We start from the raw sequence: 20,780 nt of genomic DNA on the forward strand, positions 1-20,780 counted from the left end.
GACCTCTCCCCAAGGTGAGGTGAAGGGGGCCATGCGTCATTTCCCTCTCCTCGGGGAGAGGGAGGGGCCCGGCGCGCAGCGACGGGAGGGTGAGGGGGAGGCCCCGCCGCCTCAAGCCGCCGCCTCCGCATCCTCATCGACCTCGCCGAGATAGGCACGACGGACATGGCTGTCGGCCAGGACGTCCTCGGGCGTGCCCTCGGCGATCTTGCGGCCGAAATCCAGCACCATGACGCGGTGGGAGATGTCCATCACCACGCCCATGTCGTGCTCGATCATGATCACCGTCATGCCCCATTCGGCGTTGAGGTCGACGATGTAGCGGGCCATGTCCTCCTTCTCCTCGAGGTTCATGCCGGCCATCGGCTCGTCCAGCAGGATCAGGTCTGGCTTCAGCGCGATGGCGCGGGCCAGCTCCACCCGTTTGCGCAGGCCGTATGATAGGGTGCCGGCCAGGGCGCGGCGGACATGCTGGATCTCGAGGAAGTCGATGATCTCCTCGACCGCGCGGCGGTGCCGCAACTCCTCCTGCCGGGCGCCGCCCAGCCACCACAGCGCGCCGGTCAGCACGTTGTTCTTCAAGAGGTGGTGGCGCCCGACCATGATGTTGTCGAGCACCGACATATGCGCGAACAGGGCCAGGTTCTGGAAGGTGCGGCCGAGGCCGAGCTCGGCCCGGGCGCTGGGCCTCAGCCGGGTGATGTCGCGGCCCTTGTAGTGGATGCGGCCGGCGGTCGGGCTGTAGCGGCCGGAGATGCAGTTGACCATCGAGGTCTTGCCGGCGCCGTTCGGGCCGATGATCGAGAACAGCTCGCCGCGGCCGACGGTGAAGCCGACATCGGTCAGGGCCTTGACCCCGCCGAAGGCGAGGCTGACCGAGTCCGCGGTCAGAAGCGCATCTCCCGGTGCGGGCGGCGCGGCCGCAGCCTGCATGCTCTCTCCCCCTGTTGGCGTCGGGCACCTCTGGCGGGTGCTTGCCCTATCAATGTCGTGGAAGCGCCGGGAAAGGCAATCAGCAAAACGTCTACAGCATGCCGATCGCAGCATCGCCGATGGCGTGGTCGTCCTCCGCCCCGGCGCCGGCGATGCCGAGGGCGCCGACCACGGCGCCGGCGTCGCGCCAGGGGAAGCCGCCGGGCTGCACCAGGATCTCTGCCAGCCCGGCCAGCTGCGCCGCCTCGGCCGGGTCGCGGCCGAGGCGCAGGGCAGGGTCGCGGGTTGGCTCGCCGAGATGCAGCGCCGCGGCCGCCCGGCGCCGGGCGATCTCCAGCGTCAGGTGGCCGACGCCGTCCATCCGCGCCGCGGCGACGACATGGCCGCCGCGGTCGACCACCACCGCCGCGATCTGCTGTTCGCGGCGTCCGGCCTCGGCCAGGGCGGCCGCCAGAACGGCCTGGGCTTCGGCGAGGGCGGGGGCGAAGTCGGTCATGACGCTCTCCGGCGGAGTCGGCGCGGCCAGCATAGCAGCGTCGGGATCGCCCCGCCGCAGCGCGAAAGAAGCGTACGCACGCCCCTTGATCCCGCGGCCGGTTGCGGCCACGCTCATTCCCATGAGCTTCACGCTGACCGCCGATCAGGACGCCATCCGTGATGCCGCGCGCGCCTTCGCCGCGGAGCAGATGGCACCCCACGCCGCCCGCTGGGACGAGGAGCAGATCTTCCCGGTCGACACGCTGCGCCAGGCTGCGGCCTTGGGCTTCGCCGGCATCTATTGCGGCGAGACGCATGGCGGCAGCGGCCTGACCCGGCGCGACGCCGCGATCGTGTTCGAGGAGCTGTCGGCCGCCTGTGTCTCCACCGCCGCCTACATCTCGATCCACAACATGGTCGGCTGGATGATCGACAGCTTCGGGTCGGACGAGCTGAAGGCGCGCTTCCTGCCGTCGCTGATGACGATGGAGCGCTTCGCCAGCTACTGCCTGACCGAGCCCGGCTCCGGCTCCGATGCCGCGTCGCTGCGCACCCGCGCGGTGCGCGACGGCGACCACTATGTGCTGAACGGCACCAAGGCCTTCATCTCCGGCGGCTCCACCTCCGACGTCTATGTCGTGATGGCGCGGACCGGCGATGCGGGACCGAAGGGCATCTCGGCGATCCTGGTCGAGAGCGGCACGCCCGGCCTGTCCTTCGGCAAGAAGGAGAAGAAGCTGGGCTGGAACAGCCAGGTCACCACCATGGTGATCTTCGAGGATTGCCGCGTCCCGGTCGCCAACCGGCTGGGCGAGGAAGGGCAGGGCTTCACCTTCGCGATGAAGGGGCTGGACGGCGGCCGGGTCAATATCGGCGCCTGCTCGGTCGGCGGCGCCCGCGCCTGCCTGGAGGCGGCCCGCGGCCACATGCTGCAGCGCAGCCAGTTCGGCCGGAAGATCGCCGAGTTCCAGGCGCTGCAGTTCAAGCTGGCCGACATGGCGATCGACCTGGACGCGGCCCGGCTGATGATCCATCGCGCCGCGGATTCGCTCGATCGCCGCGACCCCGACGCGACCCAGCATTGCGCCATGGCCAAGCGCTTCGCCACCGACGCCGGCTTCCGGATCTGCAACGATGCGCTGCAGCTGCATGGCGGCTACGGCTACATCAGGGACTATCCGGTGGAGCGCTTCCTGCGCGACGTCCGCGTCAACCAGATCCTGGAAGGCACCAACGAGATCATGCGCCTGATCGTGGCCCGCCGCCTGCTGGCGGAGTAGGGGCCGGAAGACATTGCCATGACCGACGAGATCCTGTTCGACCGCGAGGGGCCGATCGCCATCGTGACGCTGAACCGGCCGAAGGCGCTGAACGCGCTGACGCTGGCGATGTGCCGGGCGCTGCTGCCGAAGATCGCGGAGTGGGCCGAGGATCCGGAACTGCATGCCGTGGTGTTGCGCGGCGCCGGCGACCGCGCCTTCTGCGCCGGCGGCGACATCCGCGCGGTGTATGAGCGGGGGCCGCAGCCGGGTGTGCCGGGCGGCGACCTGGAGCAGGATTTCTTCTGGGTCGAGTACCGGCTGAACCACGCCATCCACCATTTCCCCAAGCCCTGGATCGCGCTGCTCGACGGCGTGACCATGGGCGGCGGGCTCGGCCTGTCGGTGCATGGCTCGCACCGGGTGACGACGGAGAAGACGCTCAGCGCCATGCCGGAATGCGGCATCGGCCTGTTCCCGGACATCGGCGGCGGCTGGTTCCTGTCGCGCTGCCCGGGCGAGATCGGCACCTACCTGGCCCTGACCGGAGCGCGCATCGGCGCCGCCGACATGCTGTTCACCCGGATGGGGACGCATCATGTCGCCTCCGCCCGGATCGACGACCTGGTCGCGGCGCTGGCCGATGCCGAATGGATCGGCCAGGGCGGGCTGGTGGCGGAATCGGTGCTGCAGCTCTTCGCGGCCGACCCCGGCGCATCGGCCCTGGCGCCGCTGCGCCCGGCGATCGACCGCTGCCTCGGCCATGACACGGTGGAGGAGATCCTGGCGGCGCTGGACGCCGACGGCGGCGCATGGGCCCAGGCCGCGGCGGTGCAGATCCGCGCCGGGTCGCCGACCAGCCTGAAGGTGACGCTGCGCCAGATCCGCCAGGGCAAGACCATGATCTACGACGCGGTGGCGGCGATGGAATACCGCATGGTCCACCGTTTCCTGGCGGCGCCGGATGTCTTCGAGGGCGTGCGGGCGCAGCTGGTCGACAAGACCCGCGACCCGAAGTGGCGGCCGGCGACGCTGGCCGAGGTGGACGACGCCGCGGTCGCCGCCTATTTCCAGCCGCTGCCCGGCCATGAGCTGAGTTTCGACTGAACCAACAGGACGGGCGGCGAACGCCCGGTTGTGAGGAGACCCCGATGTCGCTGCGAATCGCCTTTCTCGGGCTCGGCCATATGGGCCGGCCGATGGCGCTGAACCTGGTCAAGGCCGGGCACCGGGTATCCGGATTCGACCCGGTGGACTCGGTCCGCGAGGCCGTGGCAAAGGAAGGCATCGCCGCGAAGCCGTCGATCGCCGCGGCGGTCGACGACGCCCAGGTGGTGATCAGCATGCTGCCGACCGGCGGCCATGCCCGCGAGGCCTATCTCGGCGAGAACGGGGTCTGCGCCAGCACGCCGGCGGGGGGGCTGTTGATCGATTGCTCGACCATCGATGTCGACAGCGCGCGGCTGATCGCGAAAGAGGCTGCGGCCCGCGGCTTCGGCATGGTCGACGCCCCGGTCTCGGGCGGCACCGGCGGCGCCGCGGCCGGCACCCTGACCTTCATGGTCGGCGGCCCGGACGAGGCCTTCGGCCGCGCCGAGCCGGTGCTGCAGGCGATGGGCAAGGCCGTCATCCACACCGGTGGCCCGGGCACCGGCCAGGCGGCAAAGATCTGCAACAACATGGTGCTCGGCATCTCGATGATCGCGGTGTCGGAGGCCTTCGCTTTGGCCGACAAGCTGGGGCTGGAGCGGCAGAAGCTGTTCGACGTGTCGTCGAAGAGCTCCGGCCAGTGCTGGTCGCTGACCACCTATTGCCCGGTGCCGGGGCCGGTGCCGACCTCGCCGGCCAACCGCGACTACAAGCCCGGCTTCACCGCGGCGATGATGCTGAAGGATCTGCGCCTGTCGCAGGCCGCGGCCCAGGCGGCCGGCGCGGCCACCCCGCTCGGCGCCGCGGCGGCCGCGCTCTACACCCTGTTCGTCAACGAGGGCGCGGCGGAGACCGACTTCTCCGGCATCTTCCGGATGATCGCCGGCGAGAAATAGAGCCGGTTCCCTTCGTTTCGTCGGGCATAATCGCAGCCCAACGACTCGGGAGGGACCCATGCGCAAGATTTCCGCGTCGATCGCCGTACTTGTCCTGTCGCTGAGTGGAGCGCCGTCGATGGCCGCCGATCCCGGCATTCCCGCCCTGCCGCCGACCGACCAGCCGCTGCGCGATTTCGTCACCCGGGTCGAGGCGGACCGCCGCATCACCTTCCGGCTGTTCGCGCCCGAGGCGAAGGCCGTCTCGGTCGTGTTCGGGTCGATGGACCCGGCCAAGGTCAAGGCGACGCCGATGACCAAGGGCGGGCGCGGCGTCTGGAGCGTCATCGTCGGCCCGGTCGCGCCCGACCTCCACGAGTATTATTTCAACGTCGACGGCTTCCGCGCCACCGACACCGGCGCCAACGCGCCGAAGCCGCAGCGCCAGGTCAACACCAGCCTGATCCTGGTGCCGGGCAGCATCGTCGACACCAGGCCGGTGCCGCATGGCGACCTGCGGGTCGTGACCCTGACCAGCCAGGCGCTGGGCGCCGAACGGCAGATGCTGGTGTGGACGCCGCCGGGCTATGGCGACAGCTCGGCACCGCTGCCGGTGCTGTACCTCTATCACGGCTTCGGCGACACGGTGTGGTCCTGGGTCATCCAGGGCCGGGCGCCGCAGATCCTCGACAATCTGCTGGCCGAGAAGAAGATCCTGCCGATGATCGTGGTGATCCCGGACACCGAGACCGACATCGCCGCGGCAGTGCCGGAGGACTTCCCGGGCGCGACCCGACGTCAGACCTTCTACCCGGCCAACGCCGTCGCGGCCGACCGCGAGCTGATCGGCGACATTATCCCGTATATGGAGGCGCATTACCGGGTACGCACCGATGCGGCGGGGCGGGCGCTGGCCGGCTTGTCCCAGGGTGGCTACCAGGCGTTGGTCTCCGGCCTCGGCCATCTCGGCACCTTCGCCTGGCTGGCGACCTTCAGCGGCGTGTCGCAGGCCACGGTGCCGGATGCCGGCATCGCCAAGGCGCTCGCCGACCCGGCCAAGGTCAATGCCAGCCTGCGCGGTTTCGCCGTGACGGTCGGCAGCGACGACACCATCACCGGCAAGGACATCGCCGGGCTGCGCAAGGATCTCGACGCCGCCGGCATCCGCTACGATTACAAGGAATATCCCGGTCTCTACCACGAGATGGCGGTGTGGCGCCCCTCGCTGGCCGATTTCCTGCAGAAGATCTTCAAGGACTGATCGCGGGGATCAGAGCGAGTCGTCCATCCGTTCGACGAGCTGCCAGCAGGCCTGCCTGTCGAAGACATAGGTGAGCTGGAGGTCGCTGTCCGGCTTCGCCAGCCTCAGCACGGCCCGCGTTCCGCCGCGCTCGAGCCACCGTGCTTCGAGGCCGAGGGTGACCTGTTCTTCGCGGCTCGGGATCACCGGGAAGAGCAGCGCGGGTTCGGACACCATCTCGGTCACAGGGCGCGGCTCGGGCTCCGCCGTGCTGTTGACGTACCGGTTCCGCAGCGGCTGCGCGGTGAAGGCGCGCTGCACCGCGACATCGTCGATGAACGCCTTGAGGAAGGCGTCGATGTCGGCCGACGGGCAGGCCGGGCCGGCGGCTTCGACCGGGGCGGCAGCGCCGATGCCGGCCGCAAGCAGCAGGGCGGGGAGCAAGCGGCGCATCAGCGGAAATCCTGGGTCAGCCGCCAGCAGCCGTCGCGCGGCTCGAACAGATAGGCGCCGGGCTGGCCGTAGGTGCGGATCAGCTCGCCATACTCCTCATCCTCGCCGGGAGGCCCGTACTCGGCCTTCACATAGGCCACGCGATAGGCGCCGCCGGGCTCCTCGGTGATGTCGAGCTTGAGCGGCTCCAGCGCCTCGGTCTGGCCGGCGTCGAAGCGGTCGGCCGATTCGGCATCGAAGAAGCCGTAGTCGATCATCGCGATCTTGAAGTCGCGATACTCGGCGCCCTTGATCGTGCGTTGGACCGGCCCCGGCCGGGCGAGGCTGCGGATCTGCACCTCGGGCGCGGTGAAGGCGGTCCGCACGCCCTCGTTCTGGGCGAAATAGCCGAACATCAGGGAGAAGTCCTTCGCCTTGCAGGCGTCCCTGGCCAGCTGCAGGATCTCGGCTTGGGACAGGGCCTGCGCTGCCGCCGGGCCGGCGGCCAGCGCCAAGCCGAAGGCCAGCGCGATCGTCGCGGTTCGTCTCATCTCGCCGTTCTCTCCGCCAAGGAACCGCGGGCACTCTTCAGCGCAAATGTGAAGAGATTATGGGGCTCGCGGACCCTAATCCCAGTCCGCGACCTCGCCGGCAGCGAGGCCGTCCTCCGACAGCAACCGGGAGACCAGCCGGTCGGCGGCGGCGTCCGGCGCCGGCTGAGCGCCTGGCGCCTCGCCCGGAAAACCCTGCTCGCGCAAGCGGGTGGCCATCGGCCCGGGATGGAACAGCGCCACCCGCAGCTCCGTCTTCGCCGTCTCGGCCGCGTACAGGCCGGCCAGGGTGTCCAGCCCGGACTTGGCCACGGCATAGGCGCTCCAATAGGCGACACCGCTGCGGGCGATGCGGTCGGTGACGAAGACCGCGCGCGGCGCCTCGGCGGCGCGCAGCAGCGGGTCGAGCGAGCGGATCAGCCGGTAATTGGCGTTCAGGTTGAGGTCGAGCACCCGGGCCCAGACCTTCTCGTCGCTGTAGGCGACCGGGCCGAGATGGCCGAGCATCGCGGCGTTGGCGACCAGCAGGTCGAGCTTGCCGAAACGCTGCGCCAGCGAGCCGCCGAGAAGGTCGATCTGCTCGAACTTCGACAGGTCCATCGGCACCAGCGTGGCGCTGCCGCCCACGGCCTTGATGGCGTCGTCGGTCTGCTCCAGCCCGCCGACGGTGCGGGCGGCGCAGACGACATGTGCGCCGGCGGCGGCCAGCCGCACCGCGACCGCGGCGCCGAGGCCGCGCGACGCACCGGTGACGAGCGCGATCCGGCCCTCCAGGGGCCTCGTGGTCTCGGTCATCGGTTCAGACGCGTTCGGAGAGGGCGGAGCTGCGGCGCGGCGCCGCCGTATGGTCGGTCAGCGGCGTCGGATAGTCGCCGGTGAAGCAGGCGTCGCAGAACTGCCGGGCGTTGCCGGCCCGCTTCGGCGCGCCCATGGCCCGGTACAGCCCGTCGATCGAGATGAAGGCCAGGCTGTCGACGCCGATCAGCTCGGCCATCTGCGCGACCGAGTAGTTGTGCGCCAGCAGCTTCGACTTCTCCGGCGTGTCGACGCCGTAGAAGCAGGGGTTGGTCGTCGGAGGGCTGGAGATCCGCATATGGACCTCCTTGGCGCCGGCCGCGCGCACCATCTTCACGATCTTCTGGCTGGTGGTGCCGCGCACGATCGAATCGTCGACCAGCACCACTCGCCGGCCCTCGATCATCGCCCGGTTGGCGTTGTGCTTCAGGCGCACGCCGAGATGGCGGATCTGGTCGGTCGGCTCGATGAAGGTGCGGCCGACATAGTGGTTGCGGATGATGCCGAGCTCGAACGGCACGCCGCTCTGGGCGGCGAAGCCGATGGCCGACGGCACGCCCGAATCCGGCACCGGGATGATCACGTCGGCCTCGACCGGGGATTCGACCGCCAGCTCGGCCCCGATCCGCCGCCGCGCCTCGTAGACCGAGGAGCCTTCCACCACGCTGTCGGGGCGGGCGAAGTAGATGTATTCGAAGATGCAGAAGCGGCGTTCGGCCGGCTGGAACGGCTTGATGCTGGTGACGCCGTCGGCGCTCAGCACCACCATCTCGCCGGGCTCGACGTCGCGGATGAACTCGGCGTCGATGATGTCCAGCGCGCAGGTCTCCGATGCCAGCACGTGGCTGGTGCCCGACGCCGTCTCCAGCTTGCCCAGCACCATCGGGCGGAAGCCCATCGGGTCGCGGATGCCGATGACGTGCTCGGATGACAGGGCGATCAGGGAATAGGCGCCCTCGACCTGGCGCATCGCCTCGACCAGCCGGTCGATCACGTTGCCGCCGCGGGCGGTCGCCATCAGGTGCAGGAACACCTCGGTGTCCGAGGTCGACTGGAACAGGCAGCCGCGGCTGACCAGCTGGTGCCGCAGGCGCCCGGCATTGGTCAGGTTGCCGTTGTGGGAGATGGCGAAGCCGCCGAACTCGAAATCCGCGAACAGCGGCTGGACGTTGCGCAGCCCGGCGCCGCCGGTGGTGGCGTAGCGGTCATGGCCGATCGCGGCATTGCCCTTGAGCTGGCCGACGACCGCTTGCGACGAGAAGGCGTCGCCGACTAGGCCGTTGGCGCGGTGGACGTAGAACTGCTCGCCATCATGCGAGACGATGCCGCAGGCCTCCTGGCCGCGGTGCTGCAGCGCGTGCAGCCCCAGCGCGGTCATCGCGGCGGCCTCGGGATGCCCCATGATGCCGAAGATGCCGCACTCCTCACGGAGCGTGTCGCCGGTGAGGTCGAAGGGATCTGTCGTCAGCATGTGGCCGCTAGGGCTCCTGATCCTGGACGCCATCGGCGCCAATCGGCCCGGCGCCACTTACAACGTCTGGGGCCTATATAATGTCAACCGCCACCGGTTGCACCCGCGTTCGACGGGGGGGCCGGATGCGTCTGGGGCGGGTGTGTCGGGGTGATGCCCGGCGCAGGCGGAGCCGAGGCCGGCGGCTGGGCCGGCTGTGGCTGGGCCGGCTGTGGCTGGGCCGGGGCAGCCGCGGGGGGCGGGGTCTGGTTCTGGTTGAGCAGGCTGCCGATCGGGTCGGCGATCTGCGGCGTCAGGGCCGGAGCCTCCTGCTTGGCCTTGTCGATCGCGCCGGCCAGCGCTTCCTGCGGCACCAGGCTCTTCAGGTATTCGGCGCCGGCCTGCACCCAGGGCAGCATCCGTGCATTCTCCAGCCAGGGCGGCCGGCGGGTCTCGGGGAACACCCAGGTCAGCAGCAGATAGGCCAGGCAGACCAGCACGGCGCCGCGCACCACGCCGAAGACGAAGCCGAGCGAGCGGTCGACGGCGCTGAGCGCCGAGCCCTTCACCACCCGGGCGATCAGATGGCTGATGGTGGAGAAGATCACCAGCGCCACGACGAAGATGCCGACGCCGGTCAGGATGTCGGCCAGCAGCTGCATCTCGATGTACTGGCGCAGATAGGGCCTGGCGTCGTTGAAGGTCCACAGCGTCACCAGCGCGGCGCCGAGCCAGCCGGCGATCGACAGCACCTCGGCCACGAAGCCCCGCGCCAGCGCCAGGAAGGCGGAGATGGCGAGGATGATCAGGATCGCGATGTCGCCGGCGGCGATGGGAAGGCTATCCAGGATCGGTCTCCTCGAAACTCCTGCGGCGGCCTGCTGACGCGCCGCGCCCGTCGGTATTGAACAGGGCCACCAGCTCCTCCAGCCGGGCGATGCTGCGCCGTTCGATCGGCAGCGCGTCGCGGCTGGGCGCGCGGCCCCGCTTCGGGTGACCTTGTGGCACGATCGCGGCGGCGAATCCAAGCTTCGCGGCTTCCTTCAGCCGCGCATCGCCCTGGCCCACGGCCCGGATCTCGCCGGACAGGCCGATCTCGCCGAACACCACCGTGTCGCGCGGCACCGGCACGCCGGTGAGGGAGGAGAGCAGGGCGGCCGCCACCGCCAGGTCCGCCGCCGGCTCGGCGATGCGCAGGCCGCCGGCGACGTTGAGATAGACGTCGTTCATGCCGATGGCGACGCCGCAGCGCGCCTCCAGCACCGCCAGCACCATGGCCAGCCGCGCGCTGTCCCAGCCGACCACGGCGCGGCGCGGGGTGCCGAGCGACGAGGGCGCGACCAGGGCCTGGATCTCGACCAGCACCGGCCGGGTGCCCTCGATCCCGGCGAAGACCGCGGCGCCGGAGACGTCGCCGCTGCGGTCGGCCAGGAACAGCTCGGACGGGTTGCTCACCTCGGACAGGCCGCCATCGGTCATCTCGAAAACGCCGATCTCGTCGGTGGCGCCGAAGCGGTTCTTGACCGCGCGCAGGATGCGGAACTGGTGGCCGCGCTCGCCCTCGAAATAGAGCACGGTGTCGACCATGTGCTCGAGCACGCGCGGACCGGCGATGGCGCCGTCCTTGGTGACATGGCCGACGATCAGCAGCGCGGTGCCGCGGCGCTTGGCGTGGCGGATCAGCTCGGCGGCCGAGGCGCGGACCTGGGCGACGGTGCCCGGCGCGCTCTCCAGCGCCTCCAGGAACATGGTCTGGATCGAATCGATCACCACGACCTTCGGTCCGTCCGGCCGGTCCATGGCGGCGATGATGTCGCGGACATTGGACGAGGCGGCGAGGCGGACCGGCGCGTCGGCCAGGCCCAGGCGCCGGGCCCGCATGCGGATCTGGTCGACCGCCTCCTCGCCCGAGACATAGGCGCATTCGATGGTGCCGGCGAGGCGGCACAGCACCTGCAGCAGCAGGGTCGACTTGCCGATGCCGGGGTCGCCGCCGATCAGGATGGCCGAGCCGGCGACGATGCCGCCGCCGCAGACCCGGTCGAACTCGTCACTGCCGCTGCGCCAGCGCGGTTCCTCGATCGTGGCCGCGGCCAGGTCGGTGAAGGCGATGGCCCGGCCGCCGCCGGCCTTGGCCCCGCCGAACGCCTTCGGCGCGGCCTCCACCACCTCCTCGACCAGGGTGTTCCACTCGCCGCAGGACTCGCAGCGCCCGGTCCAGCGCGAAAAGCTGGCGCCGCAGTTCTGGCAGATGTAGCGGGTCGCGTTCTTCGCCATGGGCGAACCCTACGTCAGGAAACCCGGACCTGCATCTGGATCGGCCCGTCCGCGCGGCCGTGCACGAACTGGTCGACATAGGCGTTGCCGGAATCGTTCACCTGCGCCGCCGGCCCGGCCCAGATGATCCGGCCCTCATAGATCATGGCGATGCGGTCGGCGATCTTGCGGGCGCTGGCCATGTCATGGGTGATCGACAGGGTGGTGGCACCCAGGTCGCGGCGGCATTTCACGATCAGGTCGTTGATCACGTCGGCCATGATCGGGTCCAGGCCGGTGGTCGGCTCGTCGAAGAAGATGATCTCCGGCTCGGCGGCGATGGCGCGGGCCAGGCCGACGCGCTTCTGCATGCCACCCGACAGCTCGGCCGGGGTGAGGGCGGCGACGTCGGGCCCGAGGCCGACCTGGGCCAGCTTGTCGACCGCGATCTCCTTCGCCCGCTTGCGGGATTCGCCGCGGCCCTGGATCAGGCCGAAGGCCACGTTCTCCCAGACCGACAGGCTATCGAACAGCGCGGCGCCCTGGAACAGCATGCCGAAGCGCTTCATCAGGTCGACCCGGTCACTGCCGGACAGCCGGGTGGTCTCGGTGCCGTCGATCAGGATCTGGCCACGGTCCGGGCGGATCAGGCCGACGATCGACTTCAGCAGCACCGATTTGCCGGTGCCGGAACCGCCGATCACCACCAGGGATTCGCCGGACGCGATCTCCAGGTCGATGCCGCGCAGCACCTGCTTCGGGCCGAAGGCCTTGTGCACGCCCTCCAGTCTGATCTTGGGGGTGGTCGCCATCGCCGTCACCCCACGTACAGGCCGGTGATCATGAAGTCGAACAGCAGGATCAGGATCGAGGCGGAGACCACCGCATTGGTGGTGGCCGCGCCGACGCCCTGGGCCCCGCCGCGCGAATTGTAGCCGTGGTAGCAGCCCATCAGTGCGACGACGAAGCCGAAGGCCGCGGCCTTGAGCAGGCTGAGCACGACGTCCTCGACCTCGAGGGCCTGCCAAGTCGCCGTCATATAGGCCGAGGGATTGTCGCCCAGCCGGTAGACGCTGATCAGGAAACCGCCGAACACGCCGATGATGTCGGCCACGATCACCAGGCAGGGCAGCATCAGCAGGCCGGCGACCAGCCGCGGCGCCACCAGATATTTGTACGGGTTGGTCGACAGGGTGCTGAGCGCGTCGATCTGCTCGGTCACCCGCATGGTGCCGATCTCGGCCGCCATCGAGGCGCCGATGCGCCCGGCGACCATCAGCCCGGCCAGGACCGGCCCTAGCTCGCGCACCACCGACAGCAGGACGACGCTGGCGCCGAAGCCGCCGGCGCCGAAGCGGGCGAAGCCCGCCTGGGTCTGCAGCGCGAGCACCATTCCGGTGAACAGCGCCGTCAGCCCGACCACCGGCAGCGAGTAGTAGCCGATGTCGATGATCTGGCGCAGGAACAGCCGCGGGTAGAAGGGCGGCTTCAGGCACTGCGCCAGCGCGGTCAGGGTGAACAAAGCGAGGCGGCCGACCGCGGCGAGGAAGGCCAGGAAGGTGCGCCCGATCGTGGCGAGAAAGTTCATTCGGCCCCGCCGATATAGCGCCGGGCATAGCGCCGGCCGAGGCTGGTCAGGATCTCGTAGCCGATGGTGCCGGCGCTCTCGCCCAGCCGGTCGGGCGGCAGCTCCGGGCCGATGATCTCGGCCAGGGCGCCGGGCGTGGCCAGCGGTTCGGGAATGTGGGTCACGTCCACCGTGATCAGATCCATCGAGATGCGGCCGGTGATCGGCGCGGTGAAGCCTGCGATGCGCACGGCGCCGCGACCACTGGCGGCGCGCGGTACCCCGTCGGCATAGCCCACGGCGATCGTCGCGAGCCTGGCCGGACCCTCCACGCGGTGGGCGGCACCGTATCCAACGGTCATGGGGGTGTCAACGCGGCGGATCTGCAGGATTCGGGCCTCGAGCCGGACCACATCCGCCATCGGATTCGGCCGGCCCGGAATCGGGTTGATGCCGTAGAGCGCGGCGCCGGGGCGGGTCAGGTCGCCATGGAAGTCCGGCCCGAGGAAGATGCCGGAGGAATTGGCGATGCTGACCGGCGCCTGCGGCAGCGTCGCCACGGACCGGCGGAACCGGTCGAGCTGGGTCCGGTTCATCGGGTTCCCGGCCTCCTCGGCGCAGGCGAGGTGGGTCATCCAGGTGATCGGCCCGATGCCGTCGAGCAGGCCGGGATCGGCCGCCAGCCTGTTCTGATCCTCGGGTGAGAGGCCGAGCCGGTTCATGCCGCTGTCGAGATGGACGAAGCCGGGCAGGGCGGTGCCGAGCGCCTTGGCATGGTTGGCCCAGGCGGCGATCTCTCCCGGATCATTCAGCGCCGGGATCAGATCGTGGGCGGTGTAGTCCGCCGCCAGGCCCGGCAGCAGGCCGTTCAGGACGATGATGCGGGGTCCGTCGAGCGCGGCCCGCAGCGCGATGCCTTCGTCCAGATGCGCGACGAAGAAGCTGCGGGCGCCGGCGGCGAGCAGGGCGCAACCGACCGGCACGGCGCCCAGGCCGTAGGCGTCGGCCTTGAGCACCGCCCCGCATTCGGCCGGCGCGCCCAGGGCCTGGAGCCGGCGCCAGTTCCCGGCGACGGCGTCGAGGTCGATGGTCAGCAGGGCGCCGGCCCGGCCGAGCGCCGCCTCACTGGTCATCGAAGCTGGGATCGGACTGCAGGTTGGAGAACTTGGTGTACTGGCCCTCGAAATGCAGCCTGCGCGTGCCGGTCGGGCCGTGGCGCTGCTTGGCGACGATGACTTCGGCCACATTGTGCACCCGGTCCATCGCCGCCATCCAGTCCTGGTGCTCCGGCGTGCCCTCGGGCGGCTCGCCCTTCGACAGGTAGTAGGCTTCGCGATAGACGAACATGACCACGTCGGCGTCCTGCTCGATCGAGCCGGATTCGCGCAGGTCCGACAGCTGCGGCCGTTTGTCCTCGCGGTTCTCGACCTGGCGCGACAGCTGGGACAGGGCGATGACCGGGATGCTGAGGTCCTTGGCCAGGATCTTCAGGCCACGGGTGATTTCGGAGATTTCCTGCACCCGGTTGTCGGTCTTCTTCGATCCGCCGGCGCTCATCAGCTGGATATAGTCGACCACCAGCATGCCGAGATTATGCTGCCGCTTCAGGCGCATGGCACGCGTTCTTAAGGTACTGATCGAAACGCCGGCGGTATCGTCGATGAAGAACGGTGTCTGCCGGATCAGATTCGCCGCCTCGACCACGCGCGGGAAATCGGACCGCTTCATGTCGCCCTTGCGGATCCGTTCCGACGCGATCTCGGCGACCTCGGACAGGATACGGACGGCGAGCTGATCGGCCGACATTTCCATCGAGAAGAAGCCGACCACGGCGCCTTCCTTGCCGTGCTTGCGCAGATAGGCGGTGGCCGCGTTGAAGGCCATGTTGGTGGCCAGTGCGGTCTTGCCCATGCCGGGCCGGCCGGCAAGGACGATCAGGTCCGAGGGCTGCAGGCCGCCCATCATCTTGTCGATCTCGGCCAGGCCGGTGGTCACGCCGGTCAGTGGCGTGTCGCGCTCCAGCGCCTTGCCGGCGGCGTCGACCGCGCGCGCCAGGACGTCGCCGAACGGCTCGAAATCCTTGCGCAACACGCCGGAGCTGGACAGCCGGTACAGCTTCTCCTCGCCCTCCTGGATCTGGGCCGGGCCGTCCATCTCGTTGTCGAGGCGGTAGGCGTCGTTGACGATCTCCTCGCCGGCCAGGATCAGCTGGCGCCGCAGCGACAGGTCGTAGATGGTCTGGGCGTAGTCCTCGGCGTTCATCACCGAGACCACGCTGGCCGCCAGGTCGGTCAGGTACTGGGCGCCGCCGACGCCCTCCAGCTCATTGTCGGTCTCGAAATACTGCTTCAGGCTGATCGGGTCGGCGATCCGGTTCTGCTCCGCGAGTCGCAGCGCCGCGCCGTAGATCCGGCCATGGGCCGGCACGTGGAAATGCTCCGGCCGCAGGAAGTCCGATGCCTTCTCCAGCGCAGCGTTGTTGGCCAAAATGGCGCCGAGCAGCGCCTGCTCGGCCTCCTCGTTCGCCGGCATCCGCCGGTAGGTCGGACTCGCCATCTGGTCGGCGCTGTGAACGAGGGTGAGGGGGGATTCGGGCCGGAACTTCTCCATCGGCCCACCCTACCGCAGCCGGTTGGTGCATCGCCAGCCATGCCCCGCTGTGGATATCGGGACCGGATTGTGAGTGGATCTGTGGACAACCGGAATTCGGTCGCTGGATCAGGGGGTTGTCGTTTTGGTCGTCGATTGCGAAAGGTTCGCCTGCAGCCGCTTCGCGGCGCCGTCCATGATGGTGCGGGCGAGGCTGTCGTAATCGCCGTCGAAATGGTGGCCGCCGGTGGTCTTGATCACCTCGGCGCCGGCCATGGCAGGGGTCGGGCAGACGGTGTCGTCCTCCTCCTCGCCGTAGAAGCACTGGATCCGGGCCGGGTCGATCGACTTCAGCTCCGGCGCCACCGGTGGCGCATCATCGTCGGCGCTGACGCCGAGCCAGCCGGTGACCCGGATCTCGAAGTCGGTCCGCTCGGCCAGGCCCAGCAGGCTGATCTGGTCGACCTTCGCCTTTTCCGCCGCCGGCAGCCGGTTGTAGGCGAAGGGCAGGATATTGGCGCCGAAGGAATAGCCGATCAGGATGACGCGCTGGGCGCCCCAGGCCTTGCCGTAATGGTCGATGATATGGGCCAAGTCCTTGGCCGTCTGCTCCGGCGTCTGCTGGCTCCAGAAATAGCGCAGGCTGTCGACGCCAACGACGGAAACGCCTTTCTGTTGAAGGGCTTCGCCGATGGTCTTGTCGAGATCCTGCCAGCCGCCGTCGCCGGAATAGATGATCGCCAGGGTGGGCGAGGGGCCGGCCGCCGGCAGTTCCTCCAGCGGCAGGCTGCTGACGGCGGAAGCGTCGGCATCCGCCGGCGCGTCCTGGTGCAGCATCGCCACGACCTGGTCGGCCAGCGGCGCCTCCTGCGGCAGCGTCACCACCTCGCCGCCCGAAGCCGTGGCGAGGTCGCTCACGGCCGGGTCGGGCTGCTGCAGGCCGACGCGCCACCGGCCGGGGATATGTGGCTGCGGCCCGTAGGTGAAGCCGCCGCCCGGGGCCGGAGTCGCCGCCGGCGTGTCGGCCGGGCCGGAGCACAGCGGCAGCTTCGTCTTCAACGGCGGCAGCGGGCCGATACTGGCGCCGCCTGCTATCGTGGTCTTGGCCGCCGCCTGGGCCACCGCGCCATAGGCCACGGTCGCGCCCTGGCCCCGGCCGACCACGATCGGGGCGTGGTAGGCGGCGAAATTGTACTCGCGCTCCAGCCGCTGGCTCAGATCCTCGAAATCGCCGGCCGGGGAGTGGCAGTCCTCGTCGTCGCTGTGCTCCAGCCCGTCGAGATAGCGCTTCAGGTCGACGCCGACGACGAAGGCGCCGCTGCCCTGCAGCCGCTGCGCCGCCGTATCGAACTCGGACGTCCAGCCAGTGTCGTCCGACAGCAGGAACACCATGGAGCCCGGCTGCCCCTCCGGCTGCCACAGCCGGACCGAGCCGAGGGTGCCGCCGTCATAGCTGCGCGGCGGCGCGGCCGAGGCGCGCTGGTCGGGGATCAGCCAGGCCGCGGCGGCCAGGGCGACCCCGGCCGTCACCACCAGTCCGGCGGCGGCCAGCCACGAGGTGCGTCTCATCGCGCCACCAGCCCCTTGATCCCGCCGCCGATCAGCGCCGCGATGTCCGAGATGGCCAGGGCCGGGGCCAGGCCGCTCGGCGTCGCCAGGTAGCGCGGCTCCCATACCGGGTCGTATTTCTGCTTGAAGGTGCGCAGCCCTTCGAAATTGTAGAAGCGCGCACCGCTGCGGTAGACGAAGCGGCCGATGCGGTGCCACAGCGGCGCCAGCGGATGGCTCTCCAAGCCCGACAGCGGTGCCATGCCGAGGCTGAGCGTCTCGTAGCCCTGGTCCTTGAAGTGCACGATCAGCTTCGTGATCAGGAACTCCATCACCAGCTTGGAATTCGCCTCGGTGTGGCGCATCAGGTCGATGGCGACCTCGCTCTTCTCGTCGGTCACCATCAGCGTGGCGAAGGCCACCAGCCGGCCGTTCTCACGCACCAGGGCCATGGGCGAGCCGTGGATGTAATCGGGGATGAAGGCGCCGAGCGAGAACCGCTTCTCCTTGGCCGCCTGCTTGTGCAGCCAGTCGTCGGAGACGGCGGCGAGCTCGCTGATCAGGCCCATGCCGGCGCCCGCCGGCACCATCTCGAAGCTCAGCCCGTCCTTCTCGCCGCGGGACAGGGCGTAGCGCAGTGCCTTTTTGCGGCTGCCGCCCTCGAGCGTGAAGGTCCGCAGCGGCACCCGTGCCTCCTCGCCCAGCTTCGACAGGGTCATGCCGGTGTCGAGATAGAGCGGCAGGGTCTCGGCCCGAACGCCGTAATAGGCCGGGCGGCCGCTGGTGGCCTCGGTCATCTCGCGGAACCGCCAGATCAGCTCCGGCCAGTCCTCGCGCGCCCCGACCGGGTCGCCCAGCGCGGCCCAGGTCCGGCCCTGGATGGCATACATCAGGAAGGCGCGGCCGCTGTCCGAGAACAGCAGCGCCTTGTCGCCCATGCGCACCAGATTGGCCTCGGCGCGAGGCTGCTGCCGCAGGATCTGCTCGGCCTGGTGGAGCTCGGCCGCGGTCGGCGCCGTCATCCGGCCGTGATGGGCCCGCACCAGGTGCCACAGGCCGTACAGCGTGGCCAGCAGGCTGACCGCGACCATGGCCCGCAGGGCGCGCGAGGCCTCGTCATGGACCTCGAAGGTCCACCACAGGTCGTTGGCATAGGCGACGTGGCGGAAGGAGAAGAAGGTCAGCCAGGCCATGCCGCCGACCACGCTGCCGAGCGCGACCAGCCAGCCCGGTGTCATCGGCTGGTCGAACAGGGCGGAGCGGCGCCAGAACTCCTCCCGGCAGGGCAGCATGATGACGAGGCAGAGCAGCAGCAGCAGCGCCTCGCGCCAGGCGAAGCCCTTGCCCAGGGCCAGCACAGCGCTGACGGCGAGCAGCAGCAGGGTCAGCCAATAGGCCGCGATCAGCCGCCGGAACAGGCCCCAGGCGACGACCAGCAGCGCCAGCCCGGTCATGGCGGCCAGGATGTGCGACAGCTCGACCACCGCGATCGGCAGGTCTTCCAGGATCTCGAAGCGGCTCTTCAGCGTCGGCGTGGCGGCCGAGATCAGCAGCAGCGTGCCGACGACGAAGATCAGCGCCGCCATCACCGACGGCATCAGCCGGCCGGCGACGTCGAGCGTCAGCCGGGTCGGGGCGTGGCTCTGCAGACGGCTCAAGGCCCGCGAGGTCTCGGCGCTGGCCAGGATGCCGACGGCGAGGATCACCGGTATCAGGAAGTAGACCGCGCGGTAGACGACCAGCGCCGCGGCGATGGCCTGCGGCGGCAGCACCGTGCCGAGGCCGAGCAGCATCACCGATTCGAACACGCCGACGCCGCCCGGCACATGGCTGAGGATGCCGGCCACGGTGGCGACGACGAAGACGACGAAGAAGGCGCCGAACGGCACGCTGCCATGTGGCAGCAGGACCCAGAAGGCAAAGCCGGCGAACAGCAGCTCGACGGTCGAGATCACCAGCTGGCCGGCGGCGATGCCGAAGCTGGGCAGCGGGATCCGGCCCAGGAACGGCTCGCCGGGCCGGCGCAGGGCGCAGAGCAGCAGGAACAGCGCAGCGCCGCCCAGGATCACGGCGGCGCCGGCGGTGGTCCAGAGGCCGTGGATGCCGAGGGCGCGGGTCAGCAGATGCGGCTGCAGCAGCACCCCGGCGGCGCCGACCGTGACGATGCCGAAGCCGAAGGCGAGGGCGCAGAAGCCGGCGATCTTGGCGATGTCGCCGAACTCCAGCCCGGTCGCGGTGTAGACGCGGTAGCGCACGGAGCTGGCGGTGACCAGGCCGCCGATGGTGTTGCCGACGGCATAGCCGCAGAAGCTGGCCAGGGCCATGGTCCGCAGCGGCACGCGGGAGCCGACATAGCGCAGCGCCGACCAGTCATAGCCCATCAGCGCGATGAAGCTGCCGATCGTGCCCATGAGCGCCAAGCCGACCGAGGTCCAGGGCAGGGCGCGGATCCGGGCGATCAGGTCGTGCCAGCTCATCGCCGCCAGCTCCTGCCGGATCGCATAGGCGGCGCCGGCGAACAGCAGCAGGGTGACGATGGTCAGCAGGGCCGGCTTCAGGCGCTGGTGCATGGGTCGAAGGGTCAGGCCGCCGGTGACGGCGGCCGCATCGGCAGTCGGAACGGAAACCGCCTGCGGCTGTGCCGTGGACATGGACGGGAACTCGATTGGACCGGATGGGCCGGACGCTAATCCCGCCCGGGCCCCGGATCACGTTAAGAGTTTGCAACCTGTTGTTCAGGTTGCGCCGCTTCCGGGGCGGGCCGCTCCCCAACAAAAAAGCGCAGACCCGAAGGTCCGCGCCTTTTCGATACAGAACCGAACCGGGCTGGTTAGGCCGGCTCGCCCTCGGTGGTCTCGGCTTCGGCCTCGGCGATCGCGGCCTCGGCAGCGGCTTCAGCCGCCGCTTCTTCCTCTTCGAGGACCGAGGCGACGACCATGCCACCGCGCTGACGCTGCATCTCGGCCTCTTCGGCCGAGCGGGCGACGTTCACGGTGACGATGACGCTGACCTCGGGGTGCAGCCGGATCCGGACCTTCTCCAGGCCCAGGGTCTTGATCGGATGCTCGATCGCGACCTGGCCACGCGAGACGGTGTAGCCGTTCTCGGTCAGGGCGTCGGCGATGTCGCGCGCCGACACCGAGCCGTAGAGCTGGCCGGTATCGCCGGCCTGGCGGATGACGACGATTTGCACATCGTCCATCCGGCTCGCGACGGTCTCGGCTTCGCCCTTGGCCTCGAGGTTGTTGGCCTCGATCTGGGCGCGCTGCTTCTCGAACACGGCCAGGTTGGCCTTGGTCGCGCGCAGCGCCTTCTTCTGCGGCAGGAGGTAGTTGCGGGCGAAGCCGGGCTTCACCTTCACCACGTCGCCGATCTGGCCGAGCTTCTCGACCCGCTCCAGCAGGATGATTTCCATCGGATCCTCCCCTTACTTCACGATGTAGGGCAGGAGGCCGAGGAAGCGCGCGCGCTTGATGGCGCGGGCCAGCTCACGCTGCTTCTTGGCCGAGACCGCGGTGATGCGGCTCGGGACGATCTTGCCGCGCTCGGAGATGAACCGGCCCAGCAGCTTGGTGTCCTTGTAGTCGATCTTCGGCGCGTTGGCGCCGGAGAACGGGCAGGTCTTCCGGCGGCGGAAGAACGGACGGCGTGCACCCATC

General features: G+C 69.8%; 20 protein-coding genes. 4 read left to right on the plus strand and 16 right to left on the minus strand.

The features are described 5' to 3' along the window. Window positions 1-111: 111 nt before the first annotated feature. Together AAHM41_RS14445 and AAHM41_RS14450 are read right to left on the minus strand one after the other, a co-directional pair. The gene (locus tag AAHM41_RS14445; RefSeq protein ID WP_342237251.1) at window positions 112-933 is read right to left on the minus strand and encodes an ABC transporter ATP-binding protein; all 822 of its coding nucleotides are present in this window, start codon (window positions 931-933) and stop codon (window positions 112-114) included. A 91-nt stretch (window positions 934-1,024) separates the two neighbouring features. After that, window positions 1,025-1,429, minus strand: a complete 405-nt coding sequence (locus tag AAHM41_RS14450; RefSeq protein WP_342237252.1) for a heme-binding protein — start codon at window positions 1,427-1,429, stop codon at window positions 1,025-1,027. A gap of 121 nt (window positions 1,430-1,550) precedes the next feature. On the opposite strand from AAHM41_RS14450, the gene AAHM41_RS14455 reads away from it, so the two are divergent. The 4 genes from AAHM41_RS14455 to AAHM41_RS14470 are packed head-to-tail and all read left to right on the plus strand — an operon-like array spanning window position 1,551 to window position 5,954. After that, window positions 1,551-2,690, plus strand: coding sequence for an acyl-CoA dehydrogenase family protein (locus AAHM41_RS14455; RefSeq protein WP_342237253.1), 1,140 nt, complete (start codon window positions 1,551-1,553; stop codon window positions 2,688-2,690). An 18-nt stretch (window positions 2,691-2,708) separates the two neighbouring features. After that, a complete protein-coding gene (locus AAHM41_RS14460) occupies window positions 2,709-3,776 on the plus strand; it encodes an enoyl-CoA hydratase/isomerase family protein (RefSeq protein ID WP_342237254.1) in 1,068 nt (355 codons plus the stop codon). A gap of 44 nt (window positions 3,777-3,820) precedes the next feature. After that, window positions 3,821-4,714: a 3-hydroxyisobutyrate dehydrogenase gene (gene mmsB, locus AAHM41_RS14465; protein ID WP_342237255.1), complete on the plus strand. Its 894-nt coding sequence runs from the start codon at window positions 3,821-3,823 to the stop codon at window positions 4,712-4,714. Window positions 4,715-4,772: 58 nt separating this feature from the next. Beyond that, window positions 4,773-5,954, plus strand: coding sequence for an alpha/beta hydrolase-fold protein (locus AAHM41_RS14470; protein WP_342237256.1), 1,182 nt, complete (start codon window positions 4,773-4,775; stop codon window positions 5,952-5,954). 9 nt (window positions 5,955-5,963) lie between these two features. Here AAHM41_RS14470 and AAHM41_RS14475 read toward each other — a convergent pair whose 3' ends face one another. From AAHM41_RS14475 to rpsR, 14 genes are all read right to left on the minus strand, one after another. Next, window positions 5,964-6,386: a hypothetical protein gene (locus tag AAHM41_RS14475; RefSeq protein ID WP_342237257.1), complete on the minus strand. Its 423-nt coding sequence runs from the start codon at window positions 6,384-6,386 to the stop codon at window positions 5,964-5,966. Continuing rightward, window positions 6,386-6,916, minus strand: a complete 531-nt coding sequence (locus AAHM41_RS14480) for a hypothetical protein (RefSeq protein WP_342237258.1) — start codon at window positions 6,914-6,916, stop codon at window positions 6,386-6,388. Before AAHM41_RS14480 ends, AAHM41_RS14475 begins: the two co-directional genes overlap by 1 nt. A 75-nt stretch (window positions 6,917-6,991) precedes the next feature. Continuing rightward, window positions 6,992-7,711, minus strand: coding sequence for an SDR family NAD(P)-dependent oxidoreductase (locus tag AAHM41_RS14485; RefSeq protein WP_342237259.1), 720 nt, complete (start codon window positions 7,709-7,711; stop codon window positions 6,992-6,994). Window positions 7,712-7,715: 4 nt separating this feature from the next. Continuing rightward, window positions 7,716-9,182 (minus strand): amidophosphoribosyltransferase, encoded by a 1,467-nt coding sequence (purF, locus tag AAHM41_RS14490; protein WP_342237260.1) that lies wholly within the window; start codon window positions 9,180-9,182, stop codon window positions 7,716-7,718. Between the two features lie 83 nt (window positions 9,183-9,265). Continuing rightward, the gene (locus AAHM41_RS14495; RefSeq protein ID WP_342237278.1) at window positions 9,266-10,066 is read right to left on the minus strand and encodes a CvpA family protein; all 801 of its coding nucleotides are present in this window, start codon (window positions 10,064-10,066) and stop codon (window positions 9,266-9,268) included. After that, window positions 10,002-11,438 carry a DNA repair protein RadA gene (radA, locus tag AAHM41_RS14500; RefSeq protein ID WP_342237261.1) on the minus strand — a complete coding sequence of 479 codons (1,437 nt, stop codon included), beginning with the start codon at window positions 11,436-11,438 and terminating at the stop codon, window positions 10,002-10,004. The genes AAHM41_RS14495 and radA overlap by 65 nt, the downstream gene beginning before the upstream one ends. A 14-nt stretch (window positions 11,439-11,452) precedes the next feature. After that, complete coding sequence (locus AAHM41_RS14505; protein WP_342237262.1) at window positions 11,453-12,229, minus strand: ABC transporter ATP-binding protein; 777 nt, start codon at window positions 12,227-12,229, stop codon at window positions 11,453-11,455. A gap of 5 nt (window positions 12,230-12,234) precedes the next feature. Then, entirely contained in the window at window positions 12,235-13,005 is a 771-nt protein-coding gene (locus AAHM41_RS14510; protein ID WP_342237263.1) for an MlaE family ABC transporter permease, read from the minus strand. After that, complete coding sequence (alr, locus tag AAHM41_RS14515; protein ID WP_342237264.1) at window positions 13,002-14,117, minus strand: alanine racemase; 1,116 nt, start codon at window positions 14,115-14,117, stop codon at window positions 13,002-13,004. The genes AAHM41_RS14510 and alr overlap by 4 nt, the downstream gene beginning before the upstream one ends. Continuing rightward, window positions 14,107-15,594, minus strand: a complete 1,488-nt coding sequence (locus tag AAHM41_RS14520) for a replicative DNA helicase (protein WP_342237265.1) — start codon at window positions 15,592-15,594, stop codon at window positions 14,107-14,109. Before AAHM41_RS14520 ends, alr begins: the two co-directional genes overlap by 11 nt. 108 nt (window positions 15,595-15,702) lie before the next feature. Beyond that, window positions 15,703-17,142 (minus strand): virulence factor family protein, encoded by a 1,440-nt coding sequence (locus tag AAHM41_RS14525; RefSeq protein WP_342237266.1) that lies wholly within the window; start codon window positions 17,140-17,142, stop codon window positions 15,703-15,705. Then, on the minus strand, window positions 17,139-19,772 hold the full coding sequence (gene mprF / locus AAHM41_RS14530) for a bifunctional lysylphosphatidylglycerol flippase/synthetase MprF (protein ID WP_342237267.1): 2,634 nt from the start codon (window positions 19,770-19,772) through the stop codon (window positions 17,139-17,141). The genes AAHM41_RS14525 and mprF overlap by 4 nt, the downstream gene beginning before the upstream one ends. 179 nt (window positions 19,773-19,951) lie before the next feature. After that, a complete protein-coding gene (gene rplI, locus AAHM41_RS14535; protein WP_342237268.1) occupies window positions 19,952-20,536 on the minus strand; it encodes a 50S ribosomal protein L9 in 585 nt (194 codons plus the stop codon). 12 nt (window positions 20,537-20,548) lie between these two features. Next, a complete protein-coding gene (gene rpsR, locus AAHM41_RS14540) occupies window positions 20,549-20,779 on the minus strand; it encodes a 30S ribosomal protein S18 (protein ID WP_306770208.1) in 231 nt (76 codons plus the stop codon). Window position 20,780: the final 1 nt, after the last annotated feature.

Source organism: Inquilinus sp. OTU3971 (assembly GCF_038440215.1).

Coding starts and splice junctions, on each gene's coding strand:
- purF (WP_342237260.1), bottom strand. CDS start 9,182: ATGCTGACGACAGATCCCTTCGACCTCACCGGCGACACGCTCCGTGAG.
- mprF (WP_342237267.1), bottom strand. CDS start 19,772: ATGTCCACGGCACAGCCGCAGGCGGTTTCCGTTCCGACTGCCGATGCG.
- AAHM41_RS14480 (WP_342237258.1), bottom strand. CDS start 6,916: ATGAGACGAACCGCGACGATCGCGCTGGCCTTCGGCTTGGCGCTGGCC.
- AAHM41_RS14520 (WP_342237265.1), bottom strand. CDS start 15,594: ATGGAGAAGTTCCGGCCCGAATCCCCCCTCACCCTCGTTCACAGCGCC.
- radA (WP_342237261.1), bottom strand. CDS start 11,438: ATGGCGAAGAACGCGACCCGCTACATCTGCCAGAACTGCGGCGCCAGC.
- AAHM41_RS14475 (WP_342237257.1), bottom strand. CDS start 6,386: ATGCGCCGCTTGCTCCCCGCCCTGCTGCTTGCGGCCGGCATCGGCGCT.
- rpsR (WP_306770208.1), bottom strand. CDS start 20,779: ATGGGTGCACGCCGTCCGTTCTTCCGCCGCCGGAAGACCTGCCCGTTC.
- AAHM41_RS14460 (WP_342237254.1), top strand. CDS start 2,709: ATGACCGACGAGATCCTGTTCGACCGCGAGGGGCCGATCGCCATCGTG.
- AAHM41_RS14455 (WP_342237253.1), top strand. CDS start 1,551: ATGAGCTTCACGCTGACCGCCGATCAGGACGCCATCCGTGATGCCGCG.
- AAHM41_RS14445 (WP_342237251.1), bottom strand. CDS start 933: ATGCAGGCTGCGGCCGCGCCGCCCGCACCGGGAGATGCGCTTCTGACC.
- mmsB (WP_342237255.1), top strand. CDS start 3,821: ATGTCGCTGCGAATCGCCTTTCTCGGGCTCGGCCATATGGGCCGGCCG.
- AAHM41_RS14510 (WP_342237263.1), bottom strand. CDS start 13,005: ATGAACTTTCTCGCCACGATCGGGCGCACCTTCCTGGCCTTCCTCGCC.
- AAHM41_RS14485 (WP_342237259.1), bottom strand. CDS start 7,711: ATGACCGAGACCACGAGGCCCCTGGAGGGCCGGATCGCGCTCGTCACC.
- AAHM41_RS14470 (WP_342237256.1), top strand. CDS start 4,773: ATGCGCAAGATTTCCGCGTCGATCGCCGTACTTGTCCTGTCGCTGAGT.
- alr (WP_342237264.1), bottom strand. CDS start 14,117: ATGACCAGTGAGGCGGCGCTCGGCCGGGCCGGCGCCCTGCTGACCATC.
- AAHM41_RS14525 (WP_342237266.1), bottom strand. CDS start 17,142: ATGAGACGCACCTCGTGGCTGGCCGCCGCCGGACTGGTGGTGACGGCC.
- rplI (WP_342237268.1), bottom strand. CDS start 20,536: ATGGAAATCATCCTGCTGGAGCGGGTCGAGAAGCTCGGCCAGATCGGC.
- AAHM41_RS14505 (WP_342237262.1), bottom strand. CDS start 12,229: ATGGCGACCACCCCCAAGATCAGACTGGAGGGCGTGCACAAGGCCTTC.
- AAHM41_RS14450 (WP_342237252.1), bottom strand. CDS start 1,429: ATGACCGACTTCGCCCCCGCCCTCGCCGAAGCCCAGGCCGTTCTGGCG.